The 16,760-nt window shown below is 72.8% G+C and carries 12 protein-coding genes; 9 read left to right on the top strand and 3 right to left on the bottom strand.

From position 1 onward, the window contains the following. Window positions 1-109 precede the first annotated feature (109 nt). The 5 genes from ligA to gatB all read left to right on the top strand — a co-directional run bounded on the left by ligA (window position 110) and on the right by gatB (window position 8,122). Window positions 110-2,308, top strand: a complete 2,199-nt coding sequence (gene ligA / locus ACIBSW_RS02160; protein ID WP_354723358.1) for an NAD-dependent DNA ligase LigA — start codon at window positions 110-112, stop codon at window positions 2,306-2,308. A 126-nt stretch (window positions 2,309-2,434) separates the two neighbouring features. Further along, window positions 2,435-4,504 (top strand): EAL domain-containing protein, encoded by a 2,070-nt coding sequence (locus ACIBSW_RS02155; protein WP_354723360.1) that lies wholly within the window; start codon window positions 2,435-2,437, stop codon window positions 4,502-4,504. 156 nt (window positions 4,505-4,660) lie between these two features. Further along, complete coding sequence (gatC, locus tag ACIBSW_RS02150) at window positions 4,661-4,960, top strand: Asp-tRNA(Asn)/Glu-tRNA(Gln) amidotransferase subunit GatC (protein ID WP_354723362.1); 300 nt, start codon at window positions 4,661-4,663, stop codon at window positions 4,958-4,960. A gap of 2 nt (window positions 4,961-4,962) precedes the next feature. After that, entirely contained in the window at window positions 4,963-6,438 is a 1,476-nt protein-coding gene (gatA, locus tag ACIBSW_RS02145; RefSeq protein ID WP_354723364.1) for an Asp-tRNA(Asn)/Glu-tRNA(Gln) amidotransferase subunit GatA, read from the top strand. A gap of 187 nt (window positions 6,439-6,625) precedes the next feature. Beyond that, window positions 6,626-8,122, top strand: a complete 1,497-nt coding sequence (gatB, locus tag ACIBSW_RS02140) for an Asp-tRNA(Asn)/Glu-tRNA(Gln) amidotransferase subunit GatB (RefSeq protein WP_354723366.1) — start codon at window positions 6,626-6,628, stop codon at window positions 8,120-8,122. A 160-nt stretch (window positions 8,123-8,282) separates the two neighbouring features. Here gatB and ACIBSW_RS02135 read toward each other — a convergent pair whose 3' ends face one another. Continuing rightward, window positions 8,283-9,893, bottom strand: coding sequence for a metallophosphoesterase (locus ACIBSW_RS02135; protein ID WP_354723368.1), 1,611 nt, complete (start codon window positions 9,891-9,893; stop codon window positions 8,283-8,285). Between the two features lie 36 nt (window positions 9,894-9,929). Continuing rightward, window positions 9,930-11,108, bottom strand: coding sequence for a PQQ-dependent sugar dehydrogenase (locus ACIBSW_RS02130; protein ID WP_404799192.1), 1,179 nt, complete (start codon window positions 11,106-11,108; stop codon window positions 9,930-9,932). A 109-nt stretch (window positions 11,109-11,217) separates the two neighbouring features. Between ACIBSW_RS02130 and ACIBSW_RS02125 the strand changes: the two genes are divergently transcribed. Beyond that, on the top strand, window positions 11,218-12,144 hold the full coding sequence (locus tag ACIBSW_RS02125) for a 2-hydroxyacid dehydrogenase (RefSeq protein WP_354723370.1): 927 nt from the start codon (window positions 11,218-11,220) through the stop codon (window positions 12,142-12,144). Here ACIBSW_RS02125 and ACIBSW_RS02120 read toward each other — a convergent pair. Continuing rightward, window positions 12,088-12,519: a PH domain-containing protein gene (locus tag ACIBSW_RS02120; protein WP_404799191.1), complete on the bottom strand. Its 432-nt coding sequence runs from the start codon at window positions 12,517-12,519 to the stop codon at window positions 12,088-12,090. The two genes, ACIBSW_RS02125 and ACIBSW_RS02120, sit on opposite strands and share 57 nt — an antisense overlap. Window positions 12,520-12,584: 65 nt before the next feature. Here ACIBSW_RS02120 and ACIBSW_RS02115 point away from each other — a divergent pair, with 65 nt between their 5' ends. The 3 genes from ACIBSW_RS02115 (at window position 12,585) to ACIBSW_RS02105 (ending at window position 16,757) form a co-directional block, all read left to right on the top strand. Further along, window positions 12,585-13,661 (top strand): exo-alpha-sialidase, encoded by a 1,077-nt coding sequence (locus ACIBSW_RS02115; RefSeq protein WP_354723374.1) that lies wholly within the window; start codon window positions 12,585-12,587, stop codon window positions 13,659-13,661. Further along, on the top strand, window positions 13,661-13,936 hold the full coding sequence (locus ACIBSW_RS02110) for a MoaD/ThiS family protein (RefSeq protein WP_354723376.1): 276 nt from the start codon (window positions 13,661-13,663) through the stop codon (window positions 13,934-13,936). Before ACIBSW_RS02115 ends, ACIBSW_RS02110 begins: the two co-directional genes overlap by 1 nt. Window positions 13,937-14,138: 202 nt before the next feature. Continuing rightward, window positions 14,139-16,757, top strand: a complete 2,619-nt coding sequence (locus ACIBSW_RS02105; RefSeq protein WP_354723378.1) for a bifunctional diguanylate cyclase/phosphodiesterase — start codon at window positions 14,139-14,141, stop codon at window positions 16,755-16,757. The last annotated feature ends 3 nt before the right edge of the window (window positions 16,758-16,760 follow it).

The raw sequence follows: 16,760 nt of genomic DNA, 5'->3' as shown, positions 1-16,760 counted from the left end.
CCGGCCCGGCCCGGCCGTGGTCCACCCGATATCGGGCGCCTGCCTTCGGCGGATTGTCGGACCGGGCCGCTAACGTGCCGGTAGAGGTTCGAACACGGAGGTCTTTGCGGTGTCTGAGAAGCAGTCTGTCGAAGCGGAGGCCCGGCCGACCCCGGAGCAGGTGAGCGCGGCCGGCGCCGAGCCGACCGCGGCGGCCAGCACCCGGCACGCCGAGCTCAGCGACGAGCTGCGCGGCCATCAGTACCGCTACTACGTGCTCGACTCGCCGACCATCGCGGACGCCGAGTTCGACCGGCTGCTGCGCGAGCTCGAGGAGCTCGAGGAGCGCTATCCCGCGCTGCGCACCCCCGATTCCCCGACGCAGAACGTCGGCGGCTCGTTCTCCACGCTGTTCACCCCGGTCGAGCACGCCGAGCGGATGATGTCGCTCGACAACGTCTTCGACCTGGCCGGGCTGGCCGCCTGGTCCGAGCGCACCGAGCGGGACGCGGGCGGCGCGGTGCAGTTCCTCTGCGAGCTCAAGGTCGACGGCCTGGCGATCAACCTGACCTACGAGAAGGGCCGCCTGGTCCGCGGCGCGACCCGTGGCGACGGCCGCACCGGCGAGGACGTGACCTCCAACGTCCGCACGATCCGCGAGATCCCCGAGCGGCTGGCCGGCGACGACCCGCCCGAGCTGCTCGAGGTGCGCGGCGAGATCTACTTCCCGGCGTCCGCGTTCGCCGACCTCAACGCCGCGCTCGTCGAGCAGGGCAAGGCGCCGTTCGCCAACCCGCGCAACGCCGCGGCGGGCAGCCTGCGGCAGAAGGACCCGCGGATCACCGCGTCGCGGGGGCTGCGCATGGTCGTGCACGGCATCGGCGCCCGCACGGGGTTCCGGCCCGATTCGCAGTCACACGCCTACGCGGCGCTGAAGGCCTGGGGGCTGCCGACCAGCGACCGGTGGCGGCTGGTCGGGTCGATGGACGAGGTGCGCGACTACATCGCCTACTACGGCAAGCACCGCCACGACGTCGAGCACGAGATCGACGGCGTCGTGGTCAAGGTGGACTCGGTCGCCATCCAGGGCCGGCTCGGCTCGACCAGCCGCGCGCCGCGCTGGGCGATCGCCTTCAAATATCCGCCGGAGGAGGTCACCACCAAGCTGCTCGGCATCGAGGTCAACGTCGGGCGGACGGGCCGGGTGACCCCGTTCGCCGTGCTGGAGCCGGTGCGGGTGGCCGGTTCGACGGTGGCGCAGGCGACGCTGCACAACGCCCGCGAGGTCGAGCGCAAGGGCGTGTGGATCGGCGACACCGTGGTGCTGCGCAAGGCCGGCGACGTGATCCCGGAGATTCTCGGCCCGGTGATGGACCTGCGGCCCGACGATGCGCACGCCTTCGTGATGCCGACCGACTGCCCCGAGTGCGGCACGGCGCTCGCTCCCGCCAAGGAGAGCGACATCGACATCCGGTGCCCCAACACCCGGCACTGCCCGGGGCAGCTGCGCGAGCGCCTCAGCTACCTGGCGGGGCGCGACGCCCTCGACATCGAGGTGCTGGGCTACAAGGGTGCCCGCGCGCTCTACGAGTCGGGCGTGCTGACCGACGAGGGCGACCTGTTCGGCGTGACCGCCGACGACCTGCGGCGCTCGCCGTTCTTCGTCAACATGGACGGCAGCCTGGGCAGCAACGCGGTGAAGCTGCTGGAGAACCTCGAGGAGGTCAAGCAGCGGCCGCTGTGGCGGGTGCTGGTTGCGCTGTCGATCAGGCACGTCGGCCCGACCGCCTCCCGCGCGCTGGCCCTGGAGTTCGGCTCGATGGAGGCGATCGAGGCGGCGATCGAGGCGGACAGGATCGCGGAACTGTCCGCAGTGGACGGCGTCGGCACGACGATCGCGGAGAGCCTGCGCGAGTGGTTCGCGGTCGACTGGCACCGCGAGATCGTCCGCAAGTGGCGCGAGGCCGGCGTGAAGATGGCGGAGGAGCGGACCGACACCGGCCCGCGCCCGCTCGCGGGCATGACGGTCGTGGTGACCGGGACGCTGTCCACGCACACCCGCGACGAGGCGTCCGAGGCGGTCATGGGCCGCGGCGGCAAGGTGAGCGGCTCGGTCTCGAAGAAGACCGCCTTCGTCGTGGTCGGCGACAACCCGGGCAGCAAGTACGACAAGGCGCTCTCGCTGCGGGTGCCGGTGCTGGACGAGGCGGGCTTCGCGGTGCTGTTGGAGCAGGGGCCGGAGGCGGCCCGCGAGGTGGCCGAGATCGCGGAGGAGCCGGTCCGGGAGCCGCGGCGCAAGGCCGCGGCGAAGCCGGACCCCAACGAGTGAAATTGCGAGGGTTCCGCGTTCTGGCAGATATGCCGATTTGATAACGGCGAGTCTGTTTCGCGTAGTTTTGTCTACGTGGATCTATGGTGAGGAAGATCGTTCGGTCGACACCACCGTGGAGGTCGCATGGATGCCGCACAGCAGCGCAGCTCCATGCCGGGCGAAGGGCGGCGGTCCGCAGCGCGGTCCGTCTCGGCGCGGCGGGGTGCGGTAGTCGCCGTCGGCGGGGCGCTGCTCGTCGATCTCGTCCTGTGGGCGTTGCGGCCCGGGGTCTTCGCGGAGCTGCCGACCGGGTTCTGGGTCATGGCCCTGCTCGCCCTCGCGGCCGACGCGCGGCCCTACGTGGTCGCCGGCCGGCGGGCCAGCGCGGTCATCCTGCCGTCGATCTGCTTCACCTTCGGCATCGTCTTCGCCTGGGGATTCGTGCCCGCCGTCGCCGTGCAACTCGCCGCCCTCGCGCTCGCCTGCGTGCGGATGCGCGAGCCCGCCCGGCGCGTCCTGCACCTCTGGCTCCAGCACGTCGTCGCCCTGGCCGGGGCCGCCCTCGTCGCCGCGTTCGCCGGGCTGCACCTCGGCGCCGAGCCGCGCTGGGACGACGCGCTGCTCACCGTCGCCGCGGCCGCCGCGTGGATCCTCGGCCGCTACGGCACCGACGCCGTCATCGCCGGCCGGCCCGCCGCCCGGCGCGGGCGGCGGCGGATGCAGCGCTGGGGACCCGAGCTTTTCGCCACCGCCGCCCTGCTCCTGCTCGGGCCCGTCGTGCTCGCCGCCGCGCAGGTCGGGCTGGTGCTGGTTCCCCTCGTCCTGCTCGCGCTGCACGCCGTGCACCGCATGGTGCGCTCCAGCGGGGAGTGTGAGCGGGCCTCCCGGGTGGACGCGCTGACCGGGCTGCCCAACCGGCGCGCGCTGCAGACCTCGGTGGTGGAGGGGGGCGTGGGCCCCGGGTGGCGGCCCGCCCTGTTCCTGCTCGACCTCGACCGGTTCCGCACCGTCAACGACGCACTCGGCCACACCACCGGCGACCGCCTGCTGGTCGAGGTCGCCCATCGCCTCGCCGCCGCCGTGCCCGCACACACCCTCGTGGCCCGCCTCGGCGGCGACGAGTTCGCCGTGCTCGCCAAGCGCGTCGACGGCCCGGCCTCGGCCCGGCGGCTCGCCGGACACCTGGCCGAGGCGTTCGTCCGGCCCTTCGCGCTCGACGGCCTGCTCATCGACGTCAGCGCCTCCATCGGCATCGCCCTGCAACCCGACCGCGGCGGCGACGGCGCCGCGCTGCTCCGCCAGGCCGAGGCCGCCATGTACGACGCCAAGCAGCGCGGCGACCAGGTCGTCGTCTACGCCCGCGACGCCGGCCCGCACCCACCCGACCTGGCCCTGCTCGCCGACCTGCGCCGGGCCGTACAGGCCGAGCCCGGCACCGACCCGGCCGCCGACGGGATCACCCTCTACTACCAGCCGCAGATCGCCATCGCGACCGGCGAGATCGTCGGCGTCGAGGCGCTGCTGCGCTGGCGGCACCCGGCGCGCGGCATGGTCGGCCCCGAGGAGCTGCTCCGCGTCGCCGAGCACACGCCGGTCATGCGGCTGCTCACCAGCCGGGTGCTGCGCGAGGTGATCCCGCAGGTCGCGGCCTGGCACGCGGCCGGCCGGCCGCTGCGGGCCTCGGTCAACGTCAGCGTGCGCGACCTGCACGCGGCGGACATCGCCGACGAGATCGACGTTCTGCTGCGCCACCACGGCGTGCCGGCCGACCTGCTGCAACTGGAGATCACCGAGAGCGCGCTGATGGCCGACCCGCACCGGGTGCTGAACACCATCACCAGGCTGGACCGGATGGGCGTCGCCATCTCCCTGGACGACTTCGGCACCGGCTACTCGTCCCTTCAGCACCTGCGCCGGCTGCCGCTCGCCGAGGTCAAGGTCGACCGCTCTTTCGTGCTGGGCATGGCGACCGACCGCGGCGACGCCGCCATCGTGCGCTCGGTGACCGCCCTGGCCGACTCGCTCGGCCTGCGCGTGGTGGCCGAGGGCGTCGAGGACGAACGCACCTGGCGCCTGCTGGCCGCCGTGGGCTGCCACGCGGCGCAGGGCTGGTTCCACGCCCGCCCGATGCCAGCCCCGGACCTCGCGGAGTGGCTGATCCGCTACCGCCCCCTACGCCCCGGCCGCGGCGCCCTGGCGGTACCGGCACCGTGAGCGGTCCCGCCGCGCCGCGCGCCCGGCGTGGCGTCCTGACGCAGGCCGAGCGGTCGGACGGCGCGGTTATCCACAGACCAGGGAGCCGCCCGCCGCCGCACCCGCCCCTGGAAATAGACTCTCCAGGTCAGCGACATCCACCACCAAGGGGGCACGATGGCCGCCATCTCCCGCGAAGAGGTCGCGCACCTGGCGCGCCTGTCGCGGCTCGCCGTGACCGAGCAGGAGCTCGACCGTTTCGCCGGTCAGCTCGACGTCATTCTGCAGTCGGTCGCCCGGATCGGTGATGTGGCCGCTGAGGACATCCCGCCCACCTCGCACTCCGTGCCGCTGACCAACGTCTACCGCGACGACGTCGTGCAGCCGAGCCTCACGCAGGAGGCGGCGCTCTCGGGCGCGCCCGACTCCGCAGAGGGCCGGTTCCGCGTGCCGCGCATCCTGGATGAGGAGGAATGAGCATGACCGACGTCACCAGGATGACCGCGGTTCAGATCGCCGGACTGATCAGCAGCGGGGAGGCGTCCGCCGTCGAGGTCGCCACCGCGCACCTCGACCGGATCGCCGCCGTCGACGACCGGGTCCACGCCTTCCTGCACGTCGACCGGGAGGGCGCCCTCGAGGCCGCCCGCAAGGTCGATGAGCAGCGCAGCCGGGGCGAGGCGATCGGGCCGCTCGCGGGCGTGCCCGTCGCGGTCAAGGACGTGATCGCCACCAAGGGCGTGCCGACCACGGCCGCCTCGAAGATCCTCGAGGGCTGGAAGCCGCCCTACGACGCCACCGTCGTCGAGCGGCTGCGTGCCGCCGGCACGGTCATGCTCGGCAAGACCAACATGGACGAGTTCGCCATGGGGTCCTCGACCGAATACTCCGCATACGGGCCCACCAACAACCCGTGGGACCTCGGGCGCATCCCCGGCGGCTCCGGCGGCGGCAGCGCCGCGTCGGTGGCCGCCTACGAGGCGCCGCTGGCGATCGGCACCGACACCGGCGGCTCGATCCGGCAGCCCGGCGCCGTCACCGGCACGGTCGGCGCCAAGCCGACCTACGGCGGCACCTCTCGCTACGGCCTGATCGCCTTCTCGTCCTCGCTCGACACCCCCGGCCCGTGCACGCGGACCGTCGAGGACGCGGCCCTGCTCCACTCGGTCATCGCCGGCCACGACGCGCGCGACTCGACCTCGATCCCGCAGCCGGTCCCCGACGTCGTCGCGGCCGCGCGGCTGGGCGCGACGGGCGACCTGACCGGGGTCAAGCTCGGCGTCGTCAAGGAGTTCGCCGGCGAGGGCGCCGAGCCCGGCGTGATCGCGGCCTTCCGCGAGTCCGTCGAGGCGCTCGTCAAGCTCGGTGCCGAGGTCGTCGAGGTGTCCTGCCCGCACTTCGAGTACGCCCTCCCGGCCTACTACCTCATCGCGCCGAGCGAGGCCTCCTCCAACCTGGCCCGCTTCGACGGCGTGCGCTACGGCCTGCGCGTCGGTGACGACGGCAACCGGTCGCTCGAGGAGGTCATGTCGCTGACCCGCGAGGCCGGCTTCGGCCCGGAGGTCAAGCGCCGCATCATCCTCGGCACCTACGCCCTCTCCAGCGGCTACTACGACGCGTATTACGGCCAGGCGCAGAAGGTCCGCACGCTCATCACGCGGGACTTCACCTCCGCGTTCAAGAAGGTCGACGTGCTCGTCTCGCCGACCACCCCGTTCGTGGCGTTCCCGTTCGGATCGCGCACCTCGGACCCCTACCAGATGTACCTCGCCGACCTCTTCACGATCCCGACGAACCTCTACGGCGGCCCGGCCATCTCGGTGCCGTGCGGCCTGTCCGAGGGCCTGCCGGTCGGCTTCCAGGTGATGGCACCGACGATGGCCGACGACCGCATGTACCGCGTCGCGGCCGCCCTGGAGTCCGCGGTCGGCACCCTCACCCCGCCGGAACTCTGACCGACCGCGCCGGGCCGGCCCCTCGGGGCCGGTCCAGCACGGTGTTTGATCAGGCGGCGAGGCCGGGTGCACGTCCGGCCGGCCGGCGTCGGCGGTGCCCGAACGGGTCCTGACGAAAACACGTCGGCGTCGCCTACTAGGCTTGACTGGTTCAGTCCGGATACCCGCGCGACCTGGAGTTCATCGCATGAGTACGACCGTGCTGCCCTCGTACGAGGACGCGATCGCCCGTTACGAGCCGGTCATCGGCCTGGAGACGCACGTCGAGCTCGGCACGAACACCAAGATGTTCTGCGGCTGCCCGACCGTCTTCGGCGGGGAGCCCAACACCCAGGTGTGCCCGGTCTGCCTCGGCCTGCCCGGCGCGCTGCCGGTCGCCAACCGCGCCGCCATCGAGGCCACCATCCGCATCGGCCTCGCGCTGAACTGCGACATCGCCTCGTGGTGCCGGATGGCCCGGAAGAACTACTTCTACCCGGACATGCCGAAGAACTTCCAGACCAGCCAGTACGACGAGCCGCTCTGCGTGGACGGTTACGTCGACGTCCTGGTCGACGGCGAGACCGTGCGGATCGAGATCGAGCGGGTTCACCTCGAGGAGGACACCGGCAAGTCGCTGCACGTCGGCGGCGCCACCGGGCGTATCCACGGCGCGACCGAGTCGCTCGTGGACTACAACCGGGCCGGCATTCCGCTGGTCGAGATCGTCACCAAGCCGGTGCCGGGCATCGGTGCCAGGGCGCCCGAGGTCGCCAAGGCCTACGTGACGGAGCTGCGCGACATCATCCGCTCGCTCGACGTCTCCGACGTGCGGATGGAGCAGGGCTCGATGCGCTGCGACGTGAACACCTCGCTGAACCTGCCGGGCGAGGAGTGGGGCACCCGCACCGAGACCAAGAACGTCAACTCGCTGCGCTCGGTCGAGCGCGCGGTCCGTTCGGAGATCATCCGTCAGGCGATGCTGCTCAACGACGGCACCCGCATCTTCCAGGAGACGCGGCACTTCCAGGAGGACACCGGCGACACCCGCCCGGGCCGCTCCAAGGAGACCGCGACCGACTACCGCTACTTCCCCGAGCCCGACCTCGTGCCGATCGCGCCGGACCCGGCGTGGGTCGCGGAGCTCAAGGCGGCGCTGCCCGAGCTACCGAGCGTCAAGCGGGCCCGGCTCGCCGACGAGTGGGGCATCTCCGCGATCGACATGCAGTCGGTGGTCAACGCCGGAGCGATCGAGCTCATCGAGGCGACCATCGCGGCGGGCACGAGCCCGGCCGGCGCCCGCAAGTGGTGGATGGGCGAGCTCGCCCGCCGCGCCAACGAGACCGGCGTCGAGCTGGCCGAGGTCGGCGCGACCCCGGCACAGGTGGCACAGCTGCAGGGCCTCGTCGACGAGGGCAAGCTCAACGACAAGCTGGCCCGCCAGGTCCTCGAGGGCGTCGTGGCCGGCGAGGGCGACCCCGCCGCCGTCATCGCCGCCCGCGGCCTCGGCGTCGTCTCCGACACCGGCGCGCTCACCGCGGCGGTCGACGCGGCCATCGCCGAAAACCCGGACATCGCCGCCAAGATCCGCGACGGCAAGGTCGCGGCGGCGGGCGCGCTGGTCGGCGCGGTCATGAAGACCACCCGCGGCCAGGCGGACGCCAAGACGGTCCGCGAACTGATCCTCTCCCGCCTCGGCGCCTGACTCTCACCGATTCGCCCGCGCCGGTTCCGGCGTCCGGCTGGTCCGCCCGCCTGAGTCCGGGCCGAGCCGGGCCCAGGCCGTTCGCCTAGGGCGGTTCTGGCTCTTGGCTGGTTCGCCGGAAACGGCTCCGGATCACCTCCGGGGGAGCGGCTTCGGGTCGTCAGCGGCTTGGTGGGGGGCCGTTCGGGCGGATGCCCGGGGTCACGCCGTTGAAGACCGACGGGTTGGTGGTCGGCTCCGGGTCGGTGCCGATCACCTTTCGCTGCATCGTCACGTTCTGCTCGCCCGTGCCGCCCAGCTGGATGTCGTCGTAGGCCTTCAGCGCCTGGTTCTCGTCGAAGTACAGCACCGACATCATGAGCGGCGTCGGCTCGTCGTCCTCCAGGCCGCGCAGGCCCGCCCCGCCGGTCGAACCCTGCACCATCAGCCGGGTCTCCATCGGCGGCTGCGTCGCGATCGACGCGGACGGTGCCGGCGTCGGCGCGGCCGAGGGGGAGGCCTCGGGGAGCGGCACGTCCAGGGTCCTGACCTCGCGCTCGTGCAGGTGTCCGGCCAGCACCAGCGGCACCACGCCGGAGAGCGGCGGCGCCATGGCCGGGTCGTGCACCATCGCCATGCCCACCGTCGTCTTCGACTCCCGGATGGTCGTGGCCAACTCCTCGCCGCTGGCCAGCAACGGCGACACCGCGGAATCGTCCGCCGGGGGGTTTTCGCTCTTGTCGGGGGTGAATTCCGGGTCGCCGATGCCCGCGATCGTCAGGCCGTCGACGGTGACCATCGAGTTGTCCAGTACCTTCGCGTTCTTCTGCCGGGCGACCGCGGCCTGGATGGCCAGCGAGTCGTGGTTGCCCCGCACATAGATGTACGGCACCCCGAGCTGCCCGATCGCGTTGACGTACGACGTCTCGGCGCCGCTGCCCCAGTCGACGATGTCGCCCGTGTCGACCACGGCGTCGATGTCCCACTGCTTGACGACCGTCTCGATCACCCCCCACGAGCTCGGGTTCAGGTGCAGGTCGGAGACGTGCAGCAGCCGTGTCGTGTTGCCCGCGGGGTCGAAGACCGGCAGCGCCGAGACCGTGGTGTAGATGCGGCTGACGTTGCTGACGAGCTGCTGGAGCTGGTCGGAGTAGCGGCCGTAGTTGTCGGCGATGCGCCTCGCGTCACCGACCACCGCGGGCGCGTTGACCAGCAGGCCCTCGTAGCGGGGCTCGCTGATCGAGTCCGGGCGGATGGTGCCCGCGGCCAGGGCCAGACTGCCGCCGGTCACGACCAGCGCCAGGAGGCCCGCGGCGGCCACCCGGCGGATGTTGCGGAAGATCAGCGCCGAGAGGATCAGGGCGCACACGATCGCCGCGCCCATCGCGCGCAGCCCGAGCTGCAGCACGCCCTTGGTCACGTCGTCGACCGCCGACTGGCCCGCCGCGCTGATCGCCGTCGGGTCGTCGATCAGCGCCTCGGTGCGTTCCTGGTCCAGGGCGCCCAGGTCGACCTTGAGATGGATGGGGCCGTCGTGGCTGTCGAGGTGCAGCGAGCCCAGCGGTGGGATGTCCACCTCGGTGCCGCCCTTGATCGACGGGCTGATCGACATGTCCGCGCGGAACGGGCCGACGGCCACCTTCGACTGCGCGAACAGGCTTGTGCCGACGAAGACGCCGATGAGGCTGACGGCCAGCACGGCGGCCCAGATGCGGAGGCGGTGCACCCACGGGCGCGCCCAGGTCCGGCGCACCGCGGCGGCCGCGACGGCGTATCTCTCGTTGATGGTCATCGGCTCACCTGCCCCCCGTGTGCCGGTTGTCAGACGTTAACTGCGGCCGGCGCCGCCGTCTGAGAACACCAGCCGGATGATCATGTCGTCGTCCGGGCCCGGTTCTCCGCCGTCCTCCTGGTTGGAGGTGCTTACCCAGAACGAGCCGTCCGGCGCGGCGATCAGGCCGCGCAGTCGTCCGTACTCGCCCTCGAGCAGCGCGTGCGGCCGGCCCAGCAGGGTTCCGTTGCCGGTGACGTCGACCATCCACAGCCGCTGGCCCTGCAGGCACGCCGTCGCGATCATGCTCTCCAGTACCGCGACGCTCGAGCAGTACGAGTCCTCGATCGGCCAGCTCACGAGGGGGTTGGTGAACTTCGCGTCCGTGCCGTCGCCGTCGACGGCGGGCCAGCCGTAGTTCTTGCCCTTCTGGATCAGGTTCAGCTCGCCCTTGATCTTCTGACCGGACTCGCCGGCGTACATCCTCTTGCCCGCGTCCCAGGCTATGCCCTGCACGTTGCGGTGACCCGACGACCAGACCGGCGAGTCCTTGACGGGGTTGCCCGGTGCCGGCTTGCCGGCGGCGGTGATCCGCAGGATCTTGCCGCCGAGGCTCTTCGGGTTCTGCGCATTCGTGCCGGCGGTGGTGCCGTCGCCGGTGGTCACGTACAGGAAGCCGTCGGGGCCGAAGGCGAGCTGGCCGCCGTTGTCGTTGCGCGAGCGGGGGATGCCGGTGAGGATCGGCTGCGGCTTGCCCTTGAGCTTGAGCTTGGCGACCCGGTTGTCCTTGGCCGTCGAGTAGTAGACGAAGACGGTCTCGTCCCGGTCGAACTTCGGGGACACGGCGATGCCGAGCAGGCCGCCGTCGCCGCCGGGCTCCGGCTCGGAGAGGCGCTGCACCTCGACGACCTTGAGGCCCTCGGCGTCGGTCTCGGGGCCGACCCGCAGGATCCGGGCGGTGTCCCGCTCGGTGACCAGCGCGCCCCCGTCCGGCAGGAACGCCATCCCCCACGGCACCTCGAGGCGCTTGGCCAGAACCGTGACGGCCGCGGCGCGCTCGGCGGCGCTGTCCGGCCCGGCCGAGACGGACGGGGTGGGCAGGTTGGGCGGCTGGCCGGCCACGTCGGGGTCCGGCGGACCGAAGCTGCACGCGGTGGTCAGCGCCAGCACGGCGGCCAGCGTCAGGGCACCCAGCGTCACGGCACCCGTGCGGACCCCGGGACTGCGCTCGATCACACCGGCCTCCTCGTTTCCGGTCCAGGGTAGCCGGGACCCTTCTGAAGCCCCGATCGATCTGGTACGCGAGAAGGGGCACCCGGACCCCGCTTCGCGTTAGTTTGGGGCGGTGAGGGTCTGGATCGCCCATGAGCAGGGCCGCGAGCTCCTCGGCGCGCTGCCGGCCGGTGTGGGGGTCGAGGTCTGTACCGACGCCGTCAGCCTGCCGTCCGATCCGGCGGGGGTCCGGTTCTGGGTGCCGCCGTTCATCGCGCGGGTACGGGAGTCCGAGCTGCTGCCGAAGCTCACCGGCCTGGAGGTCGTCCAGCTGCTCTCCGCAGGGGCGGACAACTGGGTCGGCCGGGTGCCGCCCGGCGTCCAGCTCTGCGACGCGCGCGGGGTCCACGACGCCTCGGTCTCGGAATGGGTCCTCGGCGCCGTGATCGGCGCGCTGCGGGGGTTCCCGGCCTTCGCCCGGGCGCAGGAGCGGGGGGAGTGGGCGCCGGGCGGCGTCACGCCGGCGGCCGAGCTGACCGGCCGGCGGGTGCTGATCGTCGGGGCCGGGTCGATCGGCCGGGCCATCGAGGAGCGGATGGCGCCGTTCGGCGTGACGGTCACCCGCGTCGCCCGTACCGCCCGCGCCGAGCGGAGCGTGCACGCGGTCGGCGAGCTGGCCGCGCTGCTGCCGTACGCGGAAGTGGTCGTCCTGGTCGTGCCGTTGACCGAGCGGACCCGGGGCCTGGTCGACGCGGCGTTCCTGGCCGCGCTGCCCGACGGCGCGCTGCTGGTGAACGCCGCGCGCGGGCCGGTGGTGGACACCGGTGCGCTGCTCGCCGAGCTCGCCTCCGGGCGCATCTCGGCGGCGCTGGACGTCACCGACCCGGAGCCGCTGCCCGCCGATCACCCGCTCTGGCGGCTGCCGAACGTGTTCATCACCCCGCACGTCGCCGGCACCGTGGCGGGGCTGCTGCCGCGGGCCTATCGCCTGGTCGGCGACCAGCTACGCCGGTTCGCCGCCGGAGAGCCGCTCGTCAACCGGGTGGTCGACGGCTACTGAGCCGTCGGCGCCGTCCAGCCGCTGCCCGCCGGCCGCGATCACGGCCGGCAGGTTGGCCGAGGTGACCCCGGTCAGCCGGATCACCTTGCCGTCCGTGAGCAGTGCCGAGACCCGCCGACGGTCGTCCGGCGCCAGCTCGGCGACCCGGGACCAGGGAATGTCCGTAGTGCCGAAGAGCGCACGGACCCGCAGGCCCTCGGCGTCCACGTCCGTGCCCGCCCGCACGGCCCAGACCAGGACCGCGAGGGGAATCAGCAGGATCGGGGCCAGCTGCCAGCGCGCACCCGCGAACGGGAGCGTGCCGACCAGCGCGATCAGGGCGGCGACGATGAGGGCGCCGGACTTACGGACGCGCAGGACGGGCTTTCGGCTCACGTTCCTCATCCTCGCACCCGCCGAACGCGGCATTCCTGTCGGACCTCCCGCGCATACTGCTCGCCATGACCGACCTACTCGCCATCGGCACCAAGAAGGGCCTCCTGCTGGCCATCAGCGACGACGACCGGCAGAGCTGGAAGATCGGCTCCGTGCACTACTCCGGGCACTCGATCTACGCCGTCGCGATCGACACCCGTCGCGCCGTGCCCCGGCTCTTCGCCGGTATCGACAGCTCCCATTTCGGCCCGAGCGTCGCGATCAGCGACGATCTCGGCGAGACCTGGCAGGAGCCGGAGAAGGCGCCGCTCGCCTTCCCGGCGGACACCGGCGCGGCGGTCGAACGAGTCTGGCAGATCGTCCCGGCCACCGGCGACGTCGTCTACGCCGGCGTGCAGCCCTCGGCGCTGTTCCGCTCCGAGGACGGCGGCCGCACCTATGAGCTGGTCCGCGCGCTGTGGGACCACCCGCACCGGCCCGAGTGGGGCGCCGGCTTCGGCGGCCAGGCGATCCACACGATCCTTCCGCACCCCGACGACCCGCAGCGGGTGCTCGTCGCGATGTCCACCGGCGGCGTCTACCGCACCGCCGACGGCGGCGCCTCCTGGGCACCCTCCAACGAGGGCATCAAGGCCTACTTCCTGCCCGACCCGTGGCCGGAGTTCGGCCAGTGCGTGCACAAGGTCGCCCGCGACGGCGCCGACCCGGACCGCTTCTACGCGCAGAACCATCACGGCGTCTACCGCTCGGTGGACGGCGGCGGCACCTGGCAGACCATCGCGGACACCCTGCCCGCCGACTTCGGCTTCCCGATCGTCGCGCACCCGCGCCGCGGCGGGATGGTGTGGAACTTCCCGCTGGTCAGCGACGGGCAGCGGGAGCCGGTCGACCAGCACTGCCGGGTCTTCCGGACCGCCGACGGTGGCGACACCTGGCAGCCGCAGCAGGCCGGCCTGCCGACCGAGCCGTTCCACGTGTGCGTCCTGCGCGACGCGATGTGCGCCGACGACGCGGAGCCGGCCGGCGTCTACTTCGGCACCCGGTCGGGCGAGGTGTTCGCCAGCCGCGACGAGGGGGAGACCTGGTCGACCGTGGCGGCGCACCTGAGCGACGTCCTCTGCGTCCGGGCGGCGACGTTCTGATGCCCACCCTGCTGATCCCGGGCGTGCTGCGGGCGGAGGCGGGCGGCGCGGCGCGGCTCGAGGTGACCGCGCAGGGCTCGCTCGGCGCGGTGCTGGACGAGGTGCGCGACCGGTGGCCCCGCCTCGAGCGCCGAATCCGCGACGAGAGCGGGACGCTGCGCCGCTACGTGAACGTCTTCGTGGACGGAGAGGACTGCCGCCGCTCCGGCGGCCTGGCGGCGGCGGTCCCGCCCACCGCGGAGATCCAGGTGATCCCATCGGTGGCCGGCGGCTGAGGACGGGAAGGCGGTGGGGTGCTAGATCTTTTCGTCGGATTGCCGTTTGATCGTCCATAGCCGACGATCGGGACGTGCGGAGTGTCAACTCGCGCACGTAACCTGTCCGGGGGAACGATCGTTACCCGGATTGGGTGCGGTGAGCCCCCTTCGCCGTCGCCTACCCCCCAAACCCAAAGACACGCAGAGGATCACTCCCCCCGTGGCAGTGCGGCTCCCAGCGCGTACCGGCACCCGGCATCACCGGGTGGCGTTCCTGGTCGCGCCGGTCGTCGGCGCTCTGGTGCTGCTCGCCGCGCTGGCCGGTTCCGTGCCCGGGCGGGCCGCCCTGGCGATCGGGGTCGGCGGCGTCGCGCTCTGGGCCGCCGTGGTGTTGGTCGCCGCGGCCCTGGCGATCCATCACCGGGACGGCACCTTTGCGGCCTGTCGCGGTGCGGGCTTCCTGGGCATGGGTGCCCTCGCCACCGGGGCGACCGCCGCCCTGCTCTACTTCGAGCCGCGCGGTCTCGGCGCTCTTCTCGCGGTCGGGGTCGGCCTGGTCACCGTGCTGTTCGTGCTCGGCACGATGCTGCTTCCGGGCGCGGCCACGTCCACCGCGGTGCGCCTGCGCCGGGCGTTCGACGGGCTGGGTCTGGGCATCGCGCTCGGCTTCGCCGCGTACCTGCTCCGGCCGCTGCGCGACACCCCTTACGCGACGCTGGCCTGCACGTTGTGCGCGGCGACGGGCATCTCGATCGTCACCGTCGTCGTGCTGCGGGCCCGCCTGCACCGGCCGGCGGCGCTGCGCTGCGGCGCCGGCGCGATCGTCGTTCTCGTCGCGCTGTCCACGGCGGCCGATCTGGCGCTCTGGGGCTTCGACGGCTGGATCGTCGCGCTCTTCGGCCTGCCGATCGTCGCCGGGCTGGGGCTTGCCGCGGAGGGTGGATCCCGGCGGAGCGCGCCGGTGTCGATCAGCCCTCGCGAGCAGGACCTGTACCTCTCCGGATATCCGTTGCTGGCGGTGCCCGCGGGGATAGGCGTGCTGGCCGCCCTCTATCACCTCCTCGCCGTCGGGACGTTCGACCAGGTCGCGATCGTCCTGGGCATCACGATGGTCGCCGTCCTGACGATGCGCGAGCTGCTGGTGGTCAGCGACATCCGGCGTTACACCGGGCAGCTTCGGACCAAGGAGGCGCACTTCCGGTCGCTGGTCGCCGGGGCGACCGACCTCACCCTGGTCCTGGACGACAAGCTCACGGTCCGCTGGCAGTCCCCGGCGGCGGCCCGGCTCTTCGGGCTCGCGGACTCGGAGGTGGTCGGCCGCACGTTCATCGAGCTCATCCACCCGGAGGACGCCGCGAGCGCACAGGCCGGCATCGACGCGCTGCTCGCCGGCGAGCACGACGACGGACCGCCCGCGCTGCTCAGCGCCCGGCTGCGCGACGGCCACGGCGTCTGGCGCGACACCGAGTCCACGGTGGCCGACCAGCGGTCGGTGCCCGAGGTGGCGGCCCTGGTGGTGCACGTCCGGGATGTCGGCGAGCGGCGGCGCCTCGAGCGGACCCTGCACCAGCTCTCCTACACCGACCAGCTGACCGGGCTGGCGAACCGGCGGGCGCTGATGCGCGACCTGCTCGAGTACCGGCGGCGGGCCGGGCAGCAGGGCACGGTCCTGGTGATCGACCTGCACGGGCTCGCGGAGATCAACGACAGCAAGGGCCGGGAGACCGGCGACGCGGTGCTGATCGAGGTGTCCCGGCGCATCCGCAGCCTGCTCGCCGACGGTGACGTCGCGGCCCGGCTCGGCGGGGACGAGTTCGCGGTGCTCACGGCGGACGGCGCGGTGCTGGCCTACGCGCTGGCCACCCGGATCGTGACGCTGCTGATGGAGCCGTACCGCCTGCCCGGCACGATCGTCGAGCTGCACACCAGCGTCGGCCTGGCGGAGCTGGCCGGCGGCCGCGACTCCGAGGAGGTGCTGCGCCACGCCGACCTGGCCCGCAGCCGCGCACGCCAGCTCGGCCGGGACCGCGTCGAGTGGTACGACCCGGACGTCGAGATCCAGCTGCACCGCCGGATGGACCTGGAGCGCGAGCTGCTGGGCGCGGTCGAACGCGGCGAGCTCGACCTGGTCTTCCAGCCGGTGGTCTCGCTGCGCGACGAGCAGCCCGTCGGCGTGGAGGCCCTGCTGCGCTGGCGCCACCCGAAGCTGGGCACGATCCTGCCGGCGGAGCTGCTGCCGATCGCCCGCGCGGTCGGCTGCACGGCCGAGCTGGGTGAATGGGTGCTCGACGCGGCCTGCCGGCACCTGTCGGGCTGGACCGGCGGCAACAGCGAGTACTGGCTCTCGGTGAACGTCGCGCCGCGCGAGCTGCTCACGGCCCGCTTCCCGGAGCGGGTCGCGGAGATCCTGGACCACCACGAACTGCGGCCGGAGCGGCTCGTCATCGAGGTGCAGGAGACCTGGGTGGCCGAGGACGTGCCGGCGATCGTCGCCTCGCTCGCGGGCCTGCGGAAGCTGGGCGTGCGCGCGGCGCTGGACGACTTCGGGGCGGGCCAGGCGTCGCTGTCCCACCTGCGGCGCCTGCCGGTCGACATGCTCAAGCTCGATCAGGCGCTGGTCAACTCGCCGGCCGAGCAGCCGGTGGGCCCGGCGGTGATCGACGTGGTGGTCAGCCTGGGGCGCCGGCTGGGGCTGGAGATCGTCGCCAAGGGTCTCGAGAGCGCGGAACAGATCGAGCGCGCCCGGCGCGCGGGCTGCATGTACGGCCAGGGTTTCGCCCTGGCCAGGCCCGCGCCGGCCGAGCGCATGGAGGCTTACCTGGACACCCACCGCCCCTGAGCG

The sequence above is a fragment of the Actinoplanes sp. NPDC049668 genome (assembly GCF_044465445.1).
Taxonomy (GTDB): domain Bacteria; phylum Actinomycetota; class Actinomycetes; order Mycobacteriales; family Micromonosporaceae; genus Actinoplanes.
Note: the sequence above shows the minus strand (reverse complement) of the source record. Positions and strands in the feature narration are given on the sequence as shown.